This window comes from Kitasatospora viridis (assembly GCF_007829815.1).
Lineage (GTDB): Bacteria > Actinomycetota > Actinomycetes > Streptomycetales > Streptomycetaceae > Kitasatospora > Kitasatospora viridis.
The window spans coordinates 440,702-454,986 of record NZ_VIWT01000002.1 but is presented as its reverse complement, the minus strand read 5'-3'; the positions used below and the strand labels follow the sequence as shown (position 1 = coordinate 454,986).

Here is a 14,285-nt window from a genome sequence, read left to right as displayed (position 1 = left end):
CAGCGATCAGCGGCAACGCACTCACCGCCCCGCAGGCGCGTCGGCGGCGAGCACCACCAGCGCCGGTTCCTGCAGTTGGGCGGCCCGCATCGCGCTGGCCTGGTCGCACTGCACGGTCACCAGGGTCGTCCCCACACCGCCCGTACCCGGCCGGGAGTCGAGCACCACGCCGCGCACAGCGTCCTCTGCCGGCGTGCCGGGCTTGGTCTCCGTCAGCACGACCTGCTCGCCCGCCCCGACCGTCGGCGGCACTCGGCCGCTCTTCAGCGCCACCGTGGCCAGCGCCTGCCCCGAACTCGGGACGGTGGTGGCCAGCGCGTCATCGGAGAGCAGCGCGCCTGCCGGGAGGGACGAGCTGACCGGACGGCCGAGCACGTCGGTGCGCCGCGACGCGGCCAGCACCGGCACACCGCTGTGCGCGCCGATGCTCACCGTCCGCACGTCAGCGGCCGTCAGCACCTGCCCGACGGCAACGGGGCGCGCGAGCGCCAGCACCGTCGTCCGCCCGCCGCTGGCCACGGCCGTCGCCCAGAAGCCGGCCACCGAAGCCACCATCACCCCGGCCCCCGCCAGCAACCTGAGCCGCTGCCGACGCCGGGCCACCGCACCGCGCTCACGCCCACCATTCGGGCCGCCGCCGCCTGCTCGGGCGCTGGGTACCCAGGTCGTCGTCACCCGCTCGCTCCTTCCACCAGACTCTGCACGTCCACCACCCGCGTCTCGACCGTTGATGTGGTCGTCAGGTCCGGGTAGCTTCCGCTCCGCCCCGCCCCGGACCAGCTCACCGACCAGTGCGCCGTCGCGGTCACCTTGAACGACCCGTCGCCGGAGGAACGCACGTACGTGTGCCCGCAGTCCGGCGAAGCCGACGCCGGGTCAGCACCCGCGGCGTACGGCGTCCCCGGCCCGGTACACGTCACCGTCGCCCCGTCACCCATGTCCCACACCACCGTGGTCGGTGTCGCCACCGCCTCGACGGATGCCCCGGGCACGTCAGCCGTGGCCCGCACCGGCTGCCATTGCGTTGCGTCCACCCAAAGCCACGTCGGCACCCGGACTACTTGTGGACCGTCGGTGCCGGGGTTCAGGCGGACTGCGGGCTCGGGCGGGCGCAGCTCGGAGACTGCCTTCTCGGACAGGGCGACGGGGTCCGCTGCTGGTGCGGGTGATGCCCCGTCACTGACGTCGGCCCACAGCGGAGGGCCGGTCAGCGGGCTGCTCCCGTAACTCCCTTGCGGGAGAGTTCCGCCGCAGTCAAGCACGTACCACAGCCCTGAATGGCCATCATCCCGAGTGACCACGTCGGTAACTGGCACGCTCACACAGCGGGGGCGCCCGTCGGTCCCACCTTGTGCAGACCCTACTGAAGGCGGCTTCACCTGCTGCGTACCAGTCCCGGCTCCCGAAGCCGCAGCAACAAGATCGCAGCGCCCACCGTCGCAGACCGTCGAAACGGCAGGATCCCAGGTGTCCGCCCGCACAAGACTTGTCTGGCCAGAGAAGACCAGAGCGAGCAATGACGCCCGAAGCAATCTTCGCCAAGCGCTCAACACGTTCCCTCAGCTCCGATCAACTGCTCGGTGACCATCCACCTGCCATCGGGCTGAAGCGTGATCGCCGCAGCAGAAACGTGCTTGCCGCTGGGAATGTGATCGGCAAGCTCGCCATCCAGCTTGTACCTCAGCCAGTTCGCGCCGTCCAGGCAGTCCGACACCTCGACTCGGTCAGGCCGATCTGGCGGACTCACCTTTGTGACCCTTGGATTCCACGAGGGCACTCCGTGGCTCACCACGCCATCCAGCTGCTGATTAGCCAGAGTCTTCGTCCATTGCGCAAGCGGCTGTCCGATCATGTGGCTTGCCAGCCGAGGGTTCTTGTAATCGGATGTCGCGGCGAGCGCAACAATGTCCTGCATCATCGCGTTATAGGCGGCCAGAGCCTCCGGTGGCGGCGGAGTCCCCGTCCACGAAGAGGAGCCAGACGCCGATGCAGTCGCGGCAACCGAGGGCACGGTCACCCCTGAAGCGATGCTCGGCTGAGCCGACACCGACTCGTTCGAGCCGCCCCGGTTCGTACACCCCGTCAGCACCACGGCGCTGACGATCCCGATAACCAGCGCAGCGCGCCTCATTCGGCCGACCAGCCGATCCTCTCCCGTCACTTCGCGCATCCCACCCATCCCTCCGAACACGAAGAACCCTTGCTGTACCTCGTCGGTGGCGCGAGCTCATTCCATACCCAACCAAGCCCTCTTGGCGATCTTCATCACTCCCAGGAGTGCAAAGTCAGACAACCAGTCGAACGGCAGACTCTCGTTCAATGCGGCCGCCGAACCACCAGATCCGACCACTCCTCGTTACGCACCGAGTCTCTACCCGCGCACCCCAACACCTCGCGCAGAAACGTCATTCTTCATAACCAGGCGGGACAGGAGACCCGAACTAACGGTCCAACTGAGCGAAAGCGAGCTAACACTCGGGACGTAACTCCGCAGGTCTGGGTATCAGCGGAGTCATCTTCGAGAGTCAGCCCTCGTCAACCCGCCGCCGAGCAATCGCCCGCCCCTCCAGCTGTCCGATCGCTCACAGCACCGGAAGACAAACGACTTCGAACGGGTCGGCTGCGTGAATTCACGGACCCGGCTTCCGCAGCAATGACGTTCGGCCCTGACCAGCAGTGCTGGCCAGGGCCGCAGGCTCGCGAACGACTCGGTCAGGGTCGAGTGGCGATGGTGGCCTCAGTGCGGACGAATTCATCGAAGACGCCGTCAGGCTGGAAGCGGATCAGCGCAACCCGCAGGTCGTGCTCGAAGGCGTCCTTGGCGACGCCAAGTTGGGCCGGGCTGGAGTAGCTGTAGGAGAACTGGAGGCCGACGACCTCGTCCAGGGTCCGGGTGACGGTGCGGTCCCAGTGGGCGGTCTCGATCCGGGAGAACGGCGAGCGGGCGACTACGTCCTGGTGGCGCTCCTTGGGGTGGCTGTAGGTTCCCGAGCCCGCTCGGCGTTCGGCGCCGAGGTAGCGGGTTCGGACCTCGGCGATCACCTCCAGCCAAGGCGCCGGCTCGACGTCGCCCGGGGCTCCGCCCGAGGCGAGGACCACCGCTCCCCCGGGTGCAATGAGATGGTCGAGGCTCTTGAGGAGCTGGTCGCGGTCGGTCCAGTGGAAGGCGGCGCCCATGACGGTCAGCAGGACCTGGTCGAGGTCCAGGGTGTGCAGGGTGGTGGAGTCGCCCTGCCGCCAGTAGATGTTGGCGATGCCGGCCGCGTCGGCGAGCCTGCGGCCCTCTTCGAGCATGCCCGGTTCGGGGTCGACCGCGATCACCTCGCCCACCAGGCGGGCGAGTGGGAGTGCGAGCACGCCCGTACCGGTGCCGAGGTCCAGGACCCGCTGGGTGCCGTCCAAGCCGAACCGCTCGGCCAGCAGCTCGTACATCCTCGGGTCGTACCCGGGCCGGTACTTCGCGTAGTACGGGGCGGTGGAGGCGAACAGCTCGTCCGGGGTGTACGTCATCGTTTCGATCTCTCCTTCTGATGTGACGTTGAGTTGATCGAGCGTCAGGAAGTCTGCTGGTTCAGACGGCGCCACCACTTCCGCAACGCCCAGGCACCGCCGCCCTCCGGCGCGATCGACTCGTCGGGGTTGCGGTCGAGCCGGCCGAGCAGTTGGCGCTCGGTCCAGGCGCTTCAGCAGCTGCAGGGCGGGGTCATCCAGGGGAGCGGGCCAGTGGCAGCCGTACTGCATCATCACGGCGAGCCGCGGCCTGTACCTGTACGCCAGATCGAGTGCGTTGCTGGGCGACCTTCAGCGCGACCAGGGCACACTCCACGGTCCGCTGTCAGCCCAGCAGTCGTACGTCGAAGCGCGTGCGATCTTCTCCCAGTTGGACGTTCCGCGACGAGTCGCCCAGTTGGACCTCTCCCCGGCCGTGGTCTCGGAGATGTCGGGCAACCTCGATCTCGCAGCGCGCCAGTACGAGCACCTCGCGGTCGACGACCGGCTCAGTCCCAGGGATCGGGCACGCGCACAGCTGTGGGTGGGAACGGCACTCAGCAAGGAGGGTGAGAACGACTACGCCGCCACGGTGATGGGCGGCGCGATCCGCTCGTTCGAGTCGCTCGGCGAATCGGAGGACTGGTCCGTGGCACACCAGAAACTGGCGCTCGCGCACCGCGGCGGCGGGGATCTGGCCTCCGCGACCCGGCTGATCGAGATCGCCCGCGCCACCGGCGGCAGCGACTCCGTCATGCAGCAGGTCCGGCTGTCCACCGCACACGGGCACATCCTGCTGTCCGACCGGGCCACGGCGGACGAAGGCCTCACTGTGCTCAGCCAGGCTGCCCAGCTCGCAGCCCAGTACGGTATGAGCCATCAGCTGCACAGCATCGAGGGCATCCGGCGGAGTTTCGAGCGGCCGACGGCGGCCCTCCGGCCCGGATGACCTGGAGACACGCATGACGGACGTTCAGCAGCCCGCCATCACCGACCGCCAGTGGCAGGACGCCACGTCCGTCTGGGAGTTCCACCAGATGAAGCACGAGCTCCGGTCGTGTGACGCGGCGATCGGCCTGGGCAGCCACGACCTCGGCGTGCCGGCCTTCGCCGCGCAGCTCTTCCACGAAGGGTTCTTCCCGACCGTCGTCTTCAGCGGTGGGCCGAACCCCACTCACCCGGACCGGTTCCCGCGCGGAGAAGCAGCGCACTTCACCGAGCACGCCGTCGCCCTCGGCGTTCCGGGTGAGGCAGTGCTCCAGGAGCCGAAGGCCCGCAACACCGGCCAGAACATCGAGTTCTCCCGGGAGGTACTGGCCACCGCCGGCGTCGAGGTGAAAACCGTGATGCTGATCTCCATGCCGTTCATGGAACGCCGGGCCTACGCCACCTGCCGCCAGGTCTGGCCGGAGGTAGAGGTCGTGTGCGCCTCGGCCCCGATGGAGCTCGACGACTACGTCAAGGTCATCGGTGGCGACCGGCTCGTCATCGACCACTTGGTAGGCGACCTGCAGCGGGTCATCGCGTACCCCCGACTCGGCTTCGCCATCGAGCAAGAAGTACCGGAGGTTGTGCATGCCGCCTACCAGCGGCTCCTCGCAGACGGCTTCGACAGTCGCCTACTCGGCTCCTGACAGACGCTCAGCCGGCGACAACGGCATCTGCGCCATTCATCAGCCCAACCTGTTCCCGCGCCCGTCAACGTTGGCGAAACTCTACGCCGCGGACGTCTGGGTCGTGTACGACGACGTCCAGTTCGCCCGCCGGGACTACCAGCACCGGACCCGGCTCGCGCACCTGCGCGAGCCCACTCAAGCCCGAGCGATGCCCGGTCGGCTGGGCTCAGTACCATCCACGGGTGCCATGGATACGACGTCGTACGCGCAAAGAGGAGCCGCCGGCAAACCGGCTGCCCGACCTGGAGTTCCTCGCCCTGGTGAGGGCCGGGCTCGAAGAGTTCGCGCCCGGCGTGACAGAGGGAACCCAGCTCAAGGGGAACTCGTTGATCAGCCCACAAGGTTGGGCCGTTGCCGTAGCCCCGCCGCACCACGGGGGCGGCCACCACTACGACCTCGTCGCGCTACCGGACGTCGGCCTCCAGCCGGACGTGCCGTGCTTCACGGACTGCGTCGTGCCGATGTCCGCCGATCCACAGGACGCAGCGAACACGTGGGTGCAGACGGCAGGCGCCTGCCTGCTGGAACTCCTCGACCGCCGCGAGCACTTCGCGGACCACGCGGGTCCCGACGACGAGCGCGGCGTGCCCGGCTGGCACATGATCACGTCCGGCGCGGTCGGCCTCGGACGCGACGTTCACGAAAACCGGCGACTGCAGCGCGCGCTGGTGGAAGCGAACGTGCTGCACCGGATCGCGGACTCGTTCACTACGGACCTGGAATCGCCCTTCTTCAACGGCATCAAGGTCTTCTACGGTGGTAGCCCCGGCGCGATGCAGGCCGAGATCCGCGTCAACGGTGAGCGCCACGAGGCCGCTTCGGCGGCGATGGCGGCGCTCGGACTGCCCGAACCAACGACGTTCACGGCAGTGCGGTTCTATGCGCTGCTGCTTCCGGTACCGGCGGGCGGGGGCGAGCCGAGCTACTCAACGGCCCAGCTCAATCTCTCCCCCGCCTCCGTGCAACCCAATGCCCACACCCACGCTGCCGACTGCGACTGCGGCGGCCACCTCGACCCGGAGCACCCCGGCTTCGACCTGGCCCTGCCCCACCTGGTCGCCGAGCTCTCGGAGGCGGAGCGCAAGCGCCGCGTGAAGTCCGATACGGGCGCGATCATCATCGCGGAGGGCGTCGGCAACTTCCTCAAAGTCCGCCTCCCGATCCGTCTGGACGACGGCCGCACGGTGGTCTACCTCGCCTGGGTCTACCTCCAGGCGGCCGTGATCAACGACTTCGTGCAGCGGGTCCACGACGACAACCTGGCCGGCCACCGCTTCGAGGGCCTGCTGTGCAACGCCATCGGCCCCTGGGGCGAGGACGTCCTGCGCGCCCCCGTCGTCCTCGGCGGCCAACGGATCAACGAGGACGGCTCGGTCCGCCGCAGCGAGGTTCTGGAGTCCAGCCACCCCCTGCTGAGCAAGGTACTGAGCGAGACCTGGCCCGCCGCCTTCATCCTCGGCGACCGCTTTCCCCGCCCGCCGTCAAGCTGAGGTGCCGGCAGGGGAAGCGGACCCGAGGGCGCGGACCTCGACCCAGTAGGGCGGGCGTTGGGCACTTCGCGGGCACGGCACGCACCCGCCGCGCACCCGACCGATCGAGGTGCAGAGAAGAGTCTTCGCCCCGGCCGGGCAGGAGGCGTTCTTCGAGAGCCACGTCCACGCTCTCAACGTGCTGGGCGGGGTGCCGACCGGGAAGGTCCGCTACGACTGTGGCTCACCGCCCACCGGCGCCTCGCCCGGGACTACGAGACCAGCACGAGCAGACTGTCCGGCCAGGTCGGATGGAGTCCCGTTTCCCGAACGACTTGGCACGCCCCGCCCTATCATCGGCACGTCAGGGGGAAATATCGAGCCAGAACGCTTTGTACAACAAGGCAGGGTGCCGATGCGGGGCGGTGACCCGTCCACCCACGTGGTGACCCATCATCGTGACTTCACGCTCCAGCAGGTGCTGGTCGCGTTCCTCGTTGAAGACGCCGACGATCAGCCGGCCTCCCGGTGCCACCACCTGGGTCAGCAGGTGCTCGACGTAGGCGCCGCGCAGTTGGGGCGGGACGTAGTCCAGTCCGGTGCGGACGATGGCGAAGGTACGGGGCGGCTGCCAGCCCATCGCGTTCGCGTGCCAGATCCGGCTCGCCCATTGCGGGCAGCGCTCGCGGGCGAGTGCGGCCAGGGCCAGGGAGATGTCCACGCCGTACGGCTGGATGTGGATGCCGTCCTCGGCCGCCCAGGCGGTGAGCGTCTCCATGAGGTGGCCGTTGGCGCAGCCCACGTCGAGAAGGTCTCCGCCGGATGCCGGCAGGGCCCGGGTCAGGAGCCTGCGGGCGTGTTCCCAGCGGGCCGGGTCTCCGCTGTGCCCCGACTGGGCGCGGGGATTGTCGGCGGCCAGGTAGGCGGGTTCGATCAGCGCCCGCACGGCTTCGTGCCAGCCCTCCTGGTCGAGCTCGCCAGCCTTGTAGGCAGCGTCGATGGCTGCCGCCTCGCGCCAGCTGCGTTCCTTGCTGGAAGCCAGGTCATCCGCAGCCGAGGGTTCGGCGTTCATCTGTCCTCCGGGGGCCGATGGAGCGCGGTCCGTGCGTACTGCACGGGCGCCGCAGCGACGGTGGCGGGATGCTGGCCTGACTCAACCCGTTGTCCGCCGAGCGGGGTGCTGATCGCGGTTTCAGCCGCTGGCGACCGGCGCGAGTTCGCAGGTTTCGGTGAACTGCCAGGGGTCTTGTGCCGCTTCCTCGAAGACTACCGCCGGACCGCCGCTGAGCCGGGTGAGAACACCGAGAAGCAGCGCGTGGGAGATGAGGCCAGGTGAGGGTGGCGTCCCAGTCCAGTTGCAGGAGGCGGCCGTTGACGTGGAGCGTGTGGGTGGCGAGGTCGCTGATCGGCACCACGCCGGCGAACGGGAAGTCGTTGGTGCGGTAGTGGTCGTCGAGGCGCCCGCCGGGCCGGGCGCGGTCCCAGTAGAGCTTGCGGACCAGCCCGCCGAGGCGCGCCAGGCGGGCGGTATCACCGACGGCGTTTCGGTAGGCGCGAGTCAGGGCGCGCATGTACTGGTGGAGTTCACCCGTGGGCCCGTCGGCGTGGTTGAGGAGGTCCAGAAGCAGGCCGCGGTCGCGCCCGACCGGAAGTTGCTCATAACGGAGCAGTCGTCCGCCGGGCACGCCGAGGTGGGCGTGCAGGGCGGGCAGTCGGCCCATCGAGCTTTCTGTGCGGCTTCGTTACCGTGGTGTCATCCGCGACCCCTTGGGCATGGTCATACGGGTCAGCGCCAGCTGTACGTCCGGTCATGCATGGGCGGCAGCTGGACGGGGACGGTGGCCCCGCTCGCGAGGGCCGCGAGGGCGGGGCCGGCTGCGGGGTACAGGTGCAGGTCCGCGGCCTCAGCGAGCGGGATCCAGACCACGCGGGTGGTGTCCTCGGCGTCCTGCTCAGTGGCGGCGACGTGCTCACGGATCGAGTCCGGGGCGTCGAGGACGTGGATGAGGTGCAGGCGCCGGAACAGGGTGTCGGTGCCGGGCCGGGTGTTGACCTGGTCCTGAACCCAGCGCAGGGCCGGCGGGTCGGCCAGCGCGGTGACGTCGAGGTCGAGCTCTTCCTTGAGCTCGCGCAGCAGCGCGGCCAGGACCTCCTCGTCGGGATTGAGGAGTCCACCTGGGAAGGAGAACTGGTCGCCGTTGGTCCGGCGGCGGTGGATGAGGCAGACCTCGCCGCGGTTGACGATGGCGACGCAGGTGCGGATCGGAACGGCGGGAGTGTCGATGGTGGTCACTCGGTTACCCCCGGAATGCTCAAGCCCTGGACGCGGGCGGCGGCCAGTCCGGCGGCGAGCAGCCCGACGGGGCTGCCGCAGTCGTGGTACTGGCCGCTGGCGGGGTGGATGAGCAGCTCGTGGTCGCGGGCGAACGCCACGATGGCGTCGGTTGCCTGGTACTCGCCGTTCGCGGCGGGGAGCAACTTCTCGAAGTAGCGGATCGCCTCGGCGGGCAGCAGGACCCTGCTGATGTTGATGAAGGCCGAGGCCGGCTCGTAGTCCTTCGGCTTCTCCAGCAGGGTGTCGAGGACTTGCGCACCGCCCGGCCCGGTTCGGGGGTTGAGGATACCGAAGCGCCCTGCCTGGGCGCCGGGGACGATGGCGGCGGCAATCGCCCCCGGGGTGCCGGCGCCGGTGCGGGCGGCCGCGAGGTCGGCAAGGTCGAAGCCGCCGTCGGGGCGCAGCAGGAGGTCGTCCCCGGAGACGAGAAAGACGTCCTCGTCTCCGATGAACTCGGCGGCCAGGATCGCCGGGACCGCAGTGCCGTACCGCTCGTCGCGGGGCTGCTCGATGAAGGTGAAGTCCGCCTGGCGGTGGAGGTCGGCCACGGAGCTGTATTTGTCCTGCCAGCCGCGGGCCGTGCAGTAGGCCTCCAACTCGGCGTCGTGGCTGAAGTAGTGGCGGATCTGGCGTCCGGCCTCGCCGGGTGCGGTCACGATGGCGATCTCCCGCGCTCCGGCGGCGACGCAGTCGGCCACCGCATAGGCGATCACGGGCCGGTCGAGGACCGGGAGCATGGCCTTGGTCACGGTCCTGCCGATGGGGAAGAACCTGGTGCCCATGCCGGCGGCGGCAATGACGGCCCTCACGCGCTGAACCTTCCGTCGGTGCTCGGTAGGCGTGCCAGTCTACGCACCCTTTGCACCGATTTGGTGAATCCGCGGGGCGGGTGCGGCTGGTCGCTGTTGCGTCGTCAACTCAGCGTGACACCAGTGCGCTTGGCACTGGCATCCCCGGTGGACGATGCGGTGCGGTCACCGCGGGGCGGGAACGATCACCACGTCGGTGGGCGTGCCGCTGGCGGCCCGGGCGAGGGAGCCGGCCGCGTGGATGCGGTCGCAGACTGGGGTGGGCCGGTTCCTCGCTCGGGGTCAGCTCCGTGGCGCATGGCCTGCTCATGGACGGCGCCGGGCATGACGTCGTAGTCGCGGGGGCGCCCTGCTGTCCGTCGACCCACTGGTGGAGTGCCCAGGCCGCGATGCTCCCCTACTACTACGGCCCGCTGGACTCCGCGATCGACCTCGCTCGCCAGGCCCGGCTGCTCAACCGCGGCCGACCGACCGCGACCGGCGCACTGGCGACCGCCGCCGAGGCCCGGGCCCTCGCGCGGCGAGGAAATGCGGACGAGGCCCGCACCGCGATCGCCCAGGCCCAGGACCTCTTCGACCGCTGTCGACACGGACCAGCCGACGACGCATGGGCCTTCCCTGAGCGGCGCCTCTACCTGTACCTGAGCGGCGCCTACACCTACCTCGGCGACACCACCCGGGCCCGCGCCGTACAACAGCAAGCTCTCCTGCTCTATCCCGATGACACCGGCATCGACCCGGCCCTGCTCAACCTGGAGGAGGCGATCTGCCTCGCTCAGGAACGGAGTCTGAGCGAAGCGTGCCAACTCGCCGGACGGACCTACCTCCAGGTGCCCGAGGCGCATCGGACCAGCATCCTCGGGTTTCGCGCCCAAGACGTCATCGGCATACTGCCGACCACCGTCCGCTCCGCCCGGGCCGTTCGAGAGCTCGGTGAGATCCTGGCGCTCCCGTCCGGCTCGATGTGACAGGCCAACCGTCCGTCAGACAGCCTTGCTCCATGAGCACACCGGCACGGATCGGCGGATTCGCCGCGCCCGAAGCGAACCGCATCCTGGACACCGCCTGTCGCCGCGTAGGACTCGACCCGGAAGGCGCTGTCGTCCTCCGGGGCCACACCAACGCCGTCTTCCGCCTGACCGCCGAACCCGTGGTGGCCAAGATCGCCCGGCTCGGCACGCGCTCCACCGACGTTCAGCGCACCGTCCAGCTCGTGCGGTGGCTGACCAGCCTCGACTTCCCCACCGTCACGCTCCTCCCGGTCGAGCAACCCGTCGTTGTCGACGGCCACGCAGTGACCTTCTGGAGCTACCTGCCGCAGCCGGACCACCCCGTGACCGCCCAACAGCTCGCAGGCCCGCTCCGCACCCTCCACCAGCTACCGCGCCCGCCCTTCGAGATCCGCCCGCTCGACACCGTCGGCGCCATCCGGCGTTCCATCACCGCCATCACCGAACTTCCTCCGGAGCAACTCCAGTACCTCTCAGCGCGCCTGGACCACCTGGAGAAGGAGCTGATCGACCTTCAGTTCCCCCTCCCACCCGCGCTCCTCCAAGGTGACCCGCAGCACCGCAACGCCCTCCACCACGGTGAGCGCGCCGTGCTGTGCGACTGGGACACCACAGCCTTCGGCTCCCCCGAGATCGACCTCGTCACCATCGAGATCCACTGCCGCCGCTTCGGCTACGGCCCCGCCCACTACGCGGCCTTCGCCGACGCCTACGGCTTCGACGTCGCCGGCTGGGACGGCTACACCGTCCTGCGCGACCTCCGGGAGCTCCGGATGATCACCACCAACGCCAAACGGGCGCCGGCCGGCTCGAACACCCTGGCCGAGGTGAGCCGACGCATCGAAGGGCTCCATCGAGGCGACCACGAGCAGCGGTGGCACATCCTGTGAGGCAACCCGCATCACCCCCACTCCGGCGGCCGAGCGGCAGGCCCGAGCCGGGACCCTCGGCGGCACCGCAGCCACCGAGTGACGGCGCTGGTGATCGCCCGCCTGCCGCTGAACCAAGCGACCGGTGCACCGGAGGCCGCGTCCGATCAGCGGTCCGTTCTCTACCGGCGGTGCTCCGAACCGGCCTCCTGCGGCGGCCGAACGCCCGTCAGCTCACGTGCCCGTTCGGCAAGGACCGGCGCCAGTTCGCGGTAGTACCCGCGGTCGACCGCCTGGAGCATCTCCGCCAATGCGATCAGCCGACCGACTCGGCCGGCCGACGAGTCGAGAACGCCCGAGAACTCTTCGAGGACGCGGTCCGCAACCGCCGGGACCAACAGGCTGCTCACCCAGAGGACCGCAGGGTCATAGCCGACCGGCACCAGGCCCCAGCGCTCCCAGTCGAGGATCTTGAGCGGCGCGGCGGTCAGGTTGGCCCACTGGAGATCACCGTGCCCAGTGGTCCGCTCGACTTCGGCCGGGGCCGGGATGCCGAGGTACTTCGGGAAGACCTCCTCGATCCACCCCTGGCGCAGGGTCAACTTCGTGCCCGGTGCTTCCGCGAGATCGGCCAGCGCGCCCCGCAGCGCGGTCCACCAGTCGTCATCCAGACCGGGGTCACCGCGAAGGTCCGGGGTCGAGGAGATAGCCGGACCCACCAGGTCGAAGACATCGGCTTGGTAGAACCAGCCGTCCTCGGTCCAGTCCATGGTGTCGTGGAGCCGGGGGCGCGGCACGGATACCGGGGCGAGCTGTTCAGCGCCGAGCGCACCCTGGCCGGTCGGCCGGGGCGCCCGACGGCGGCTGCTTCTGGAGACCCGGAGCCAGTTGCTCCCGGACCGGCAGCCGACGGTGCTTCCGGAAGTGCCGAAGAGCGGTGGTCCGGTGCACACGAGACCAAGAAACTCTGCGGCCCTCTTGTGTGCTGCCGTCAGGTCGCGCCTGGTGTCGTCATCCGGCTGAAAGGACATCGAGCACCGTCCTGAGTCGCTCGTCGGGAATCGGCTGGGCAAGAGCGCTCCGCGCATCCTCCCGGTGCCGGATGGTGCTGGTCGACGTGAGGACGACGTCCAGCGCGGGGCAGGCGCCGATGAGCTGGAATGCGGCGACATGCGGGGCCGAACCCGGCTGGATGAGGTTCACGAGTTCGGGTGTCATCGGGTCCAGCAGCTCACCACCATGCAGGGGTGCGGACGCGAACGTGATGATCCCGGCGTCGCGTGCGTGGACCAGTGGCCCGGCCCCGTCGAGGGCCTGGTCGATGGAGTCCTCGTGGATCTCGCGCAACAACGCAGCCTCCAGGTCGGCGTCGTCGTCCTCGACGCCTCCGCCGACGAGGACCTGGTACGGCGGGATGCCGGGCCGGATGCGGCTGATCACGAGCATGGTGTTGTGCTCGGTGAGCAGGACGGCGCGCACGCGCTGCTTGTCCATGGAGTCGGTCTCGCTGCTGGTGGTTGGTCGTGGGTCAGTTGGGCGTCCAGCCGCCGTCGACGTGCAACGACCGGCCGACGACGAACGATGTGGCCGGGCTGGCGAGGACGGCGCTGGCGGCGACGTCGTCCACCGGGCCCCGGTAGCGATGCCCCAACAAGGCGCCCGACATCGCCACTTTGAACGAACCCAGCCACCGCCCCAAGAACCCACCGCCAAGCCGGGCAAGCCCGCGATCGCATAGCGGGAACGGTCTCCCCTTCACCGATCCCGACAGGGCGGCCCGTTCGCGTCGCAGATCGCGGACCGACTCGGGCACGCGGCTACCATCGCAGGATGGCTCGCAGCGGAAAGAAGGCCCGGCGCCTCGTTGTCGATGGACAGACCTTCCTCTGGTCTCTGGGCCACTCGCACCGCGCGCTGGGCGGCGGGTACTACGAAGACTGCTGCGAGACCGTCGTCATCCGCCTGTTCAAGGCGAGAGGACGGCTCCACATCGTGTTCCGACAAGGCCCCGACAGGCTCGTCCCTGACGGCTACATGATGCCCTCCGGTGCGGTCGGCACCGCAGAGGGAAACGTGAACCTGCACGAACCCGGCACGGCCAGGGCCCTGCTCGACGCGGCGCTGGCCCAGGGCTGGCAACCCGATGATCCCTTGGTCAAGGAGATCGACGGCTGGACCCTCTTCGGAGCGGCCGCTCGTCGTCACAGCGCCGCAGGCGCATCTGATTGATCATCGGCCCACAGCCCTCACTTGACGAAGGACTGAGCCAGCCCTCTGCCGAACCGGGGCCTGGGGAATTACGTGAAGTTACCCCTGGGGAAAAAGGCGAACGTTCATGTCGTGGCGTCAAACGCCGGGCACCTCACGGATTCTCCTGGGGACCGCCGATCCGGCGCACTGGTGGTAAGCCGCCAGAACTCTGGAACTGCCCGCTGTGACCGCTGCCGCCCTCCGGGAGATCCACCGTGCACTGTCCCCCTGATCCCGTCGCCGCCCAGCGCATGACCAACGCGAAGGAGCACACCCGGGCGCGGCGAGCCGGCGTTCCCGAACCGGTGTGCCAGGCAGTCACACGCAAGGGTGTGCGAGATGGACTCTGCCTCCACGACGCCGTAGAACTGCGTCAAC

Annotated in this window: 14 protein-coding genes and 2 pseudogenes; 7 read left to right on the top strand and 9 right to left on the bottom strand. The window is 69.3% G+C overall.

The genetic code is table 11. The annotated features are described in order from the left end of the window. Nucleotides 1–21: 21 nt before the first annotated feature. The 3 genes from FHX73_RS29255 to FHX73_RS29240 form a co-directional block, all read right to left on the bottom strand. Entirely contained in the window at nt 22–675 is a 654-nt protein-coding gene (locus tag FHX73_RS29255; RefSeq protein ID WP_145908897.1) for an SAF domain-containing protein, read from the bottom strand. 871 nt (nt 676–1,546) lie between these two features. After that, nucleotides 1,547–2,170: a hypothetical protein gene (locus FHX73_RS29245; RefSeq protein ID WP_145908896.1), complete on the bottom strand. Its 624-nt coding sequence runs from the start codon at nt 2,168–2,170 to the stop codon at nt 1,547–1,549. A gap of 542 nt (nt 2,171–2,712) precedes the next feature. Further along, nucleotides 2,713–3,510 carry a class I SAM-dependent methyltransferase gene (locus tag FHX73_RS29240; protein ID WP_145908895.1) on the bottom strand — a complete coding sequence of 266 codons (798 nt, stop codon included), beginning with the start codon at nt 3,508–3,510 and terminating at the stop codon, nt 2,713–2,715. Nucleotides 3,511–3,754: 244 nt separating this feature from the next. On the opposite strand from FHX73_RS29240, the pseudogene FHX73_RS29235 reads away from it, so the two are divergent. The 4 genes and pseudogenes from FHX73_RS29235 to FHX73_RS29220 form a co-directional block, all read left to right on the top strand. Next, nucleotides 3,755–4,438, top strand: a pseudogene (locus FHX73_RS29235) (hypothetical protein); the annotation flags it as partial. Nucleotides 4,439–4,451: 13 nt separating this feature from the next. Beyond that, nucleotides 4,452–5,123 carry a YdcF family protein gene (locus FHX73_RS29230; protein WP_145908894.1) on the top strand — a complete coding sequence of 224 codons (672 nt, stop codon included), beginning with the start codon at nt 4,452–4,454 and terminating at the stop codon, nt 5,121–5,123. Next, nucleotides 5,065–5,274: pseudogene (locus FHX73_RS47340) on the top strand (WbqC family protein); the annotation flags it as partial. The gene FHX73_RS29230 and the pseudogene FHX73_RS47340, both read left to right, overlap by 59 nt. Before the next feature lie 73 nt (nt 5,275–5,347). Beyond that, the gene (locus FHX73_RS29220; protein WP_145908893.1) at nt 5,348–6,655 is read left to right on the top strand and encodes a DUF6348 family protein; all 1,308 of its coding nucleotides are present in this window, start codon (nt 5,348–5,350) and stop codon (nt 6,653–6,655) included. 343 nt (nt 6,656–6,998) lie between these two features. On the opposite strand, the gene FHX73_RS29215 is transcribed toward FHX73_RS29220, so the two are convergent. The 3 genes from FHX73_RS29215 to FHX73_RS29205 form a co-directional block, all read right to left on the bottom strand. Beyond that, a complete protein-coding gene (locus FHX73_RS29215; protein WP_145908892.1) occupies nt 6,999–7,706 on the bottom strand; it encodes a class I SAM-dependent methyltransferase in 708 nt (235 codons plus the stop codon). 714 nt (nt 7,707–8,420) lie between these two features. Continuing rightward, nucleotides 8,421–8,927: an NUDIX hydrolase gene (locus FHX73_RS29210; protein WP_145908891.1), complete on the bottom strand. Its 507-nt coding sequence runs from the start codon at nt 8,925–8,927 to the stop codon at nt 8,421–8,423. Next, nucleotides 8,924–9,778, bottom strand: a complete 855-nt coding sequence (locus tag FHX73_RS29205) for a sugar phosphate nucleotidyltransferase (RefSeq protein ID WP_145908890.1) — start codon at nt 9,776–9,778, stop codon at nt 8,924–8,926. Before FHX73_RS29205 ends, FHX73_RS29210 begins: the two co-directional genes overlap by 4 nt. A gap of 389 nt (nt 9,779–10,167) precedes the next feature. Between FHX73_RS29205 and FHX73_RS29200 the strand changes: the two genes are divergently transcribed. Then, nucleotides 10,168–10,746 carry a hypothetical protein gene (locus FHX73_RS29200; protein ID WP_145908889.1) on the top strand — a complete coding sequence of 193 codons (579 nt, stop codon included), beginning with the start codon at nt 10,168–10,170 and terminating at the stop codon, nt 10,744–10,746. 32 nt (nt 10,747–10,778) lie between these two features. Further along, entirely contained in the window at nt 10,779–11,678 is a 900-nt protein-coding gene (locus FHX73_RS29195; protein ID WP_145908888.1) for a phosphotransferase family protein, read from the top strand. Between the two features lie 161 nt (nt 11,679–11,839). Here the strand turns inward: FHX73_RS29195 and FHX73_RS29190 are convergent, their stop codons facing one another. Genes FHX73_RS29190 through FHX73_RS29180 form a run of 3 tightly spaced genes read right to left on the bottom strand, consistent with a single transcriptional unit; the run spans nt 11,840 to nt 13,470 of the window. Next, nucleotides 11,840–12,688, bottom strand: coding sequence for a hypothetical protein (locus FHX73_RS29190; RefSeq protein ID WP_145908887.1), 849 nt, complete (start codon nt 12,686–12,688; stop codon nt 11,840–11,842). Next, complete coding sequence (locus FHX73_RS46530; RefSeq protein ID WP_145908886.1) at nt 12,669–13,151, bottom strand: NUDIX domain-containing protein; 483 nt, start codon at nt 13,149–13,151, stop codon at nt 12,669–12,671. Before FHX73_RS46530 ends, FHX73_RS29190 begins: the two co-directional genes overlap by 20 nt. 34 nt (nt 13,152–13,185) lie before the next feature. Then, nucleotides 13,186–13,470, bottom strand: coding sequence for a hypothetical protein (locus tag FHX73_RS29180; RefSeq protein ID WP_145908885.1), 285 nt, complete (start codon nt 13,468–13,470; stop codon nt 13,186–13,188). A gap of 17 nt (nt 13,471–13,487) precedes the next feature. On the opposite strand from FHX73_RS29180, the gene FHX73_RS29175 reads away from it, so the two are divergent. Continuing rightward, the gene (locus FHX73_RS29175) at nt 13,488–13,886 is read left to right on the top strand and encodes a hypothetical protein (protein ID WP_145908884.1); all 399 of its coding nucleotides are present in this window, start codon (nt 13,488–13,490) and stop codon (nt 13,884–13,886) included. Nucleotides 13,887–14,285 lie beyond the last annotated feature (399 nt).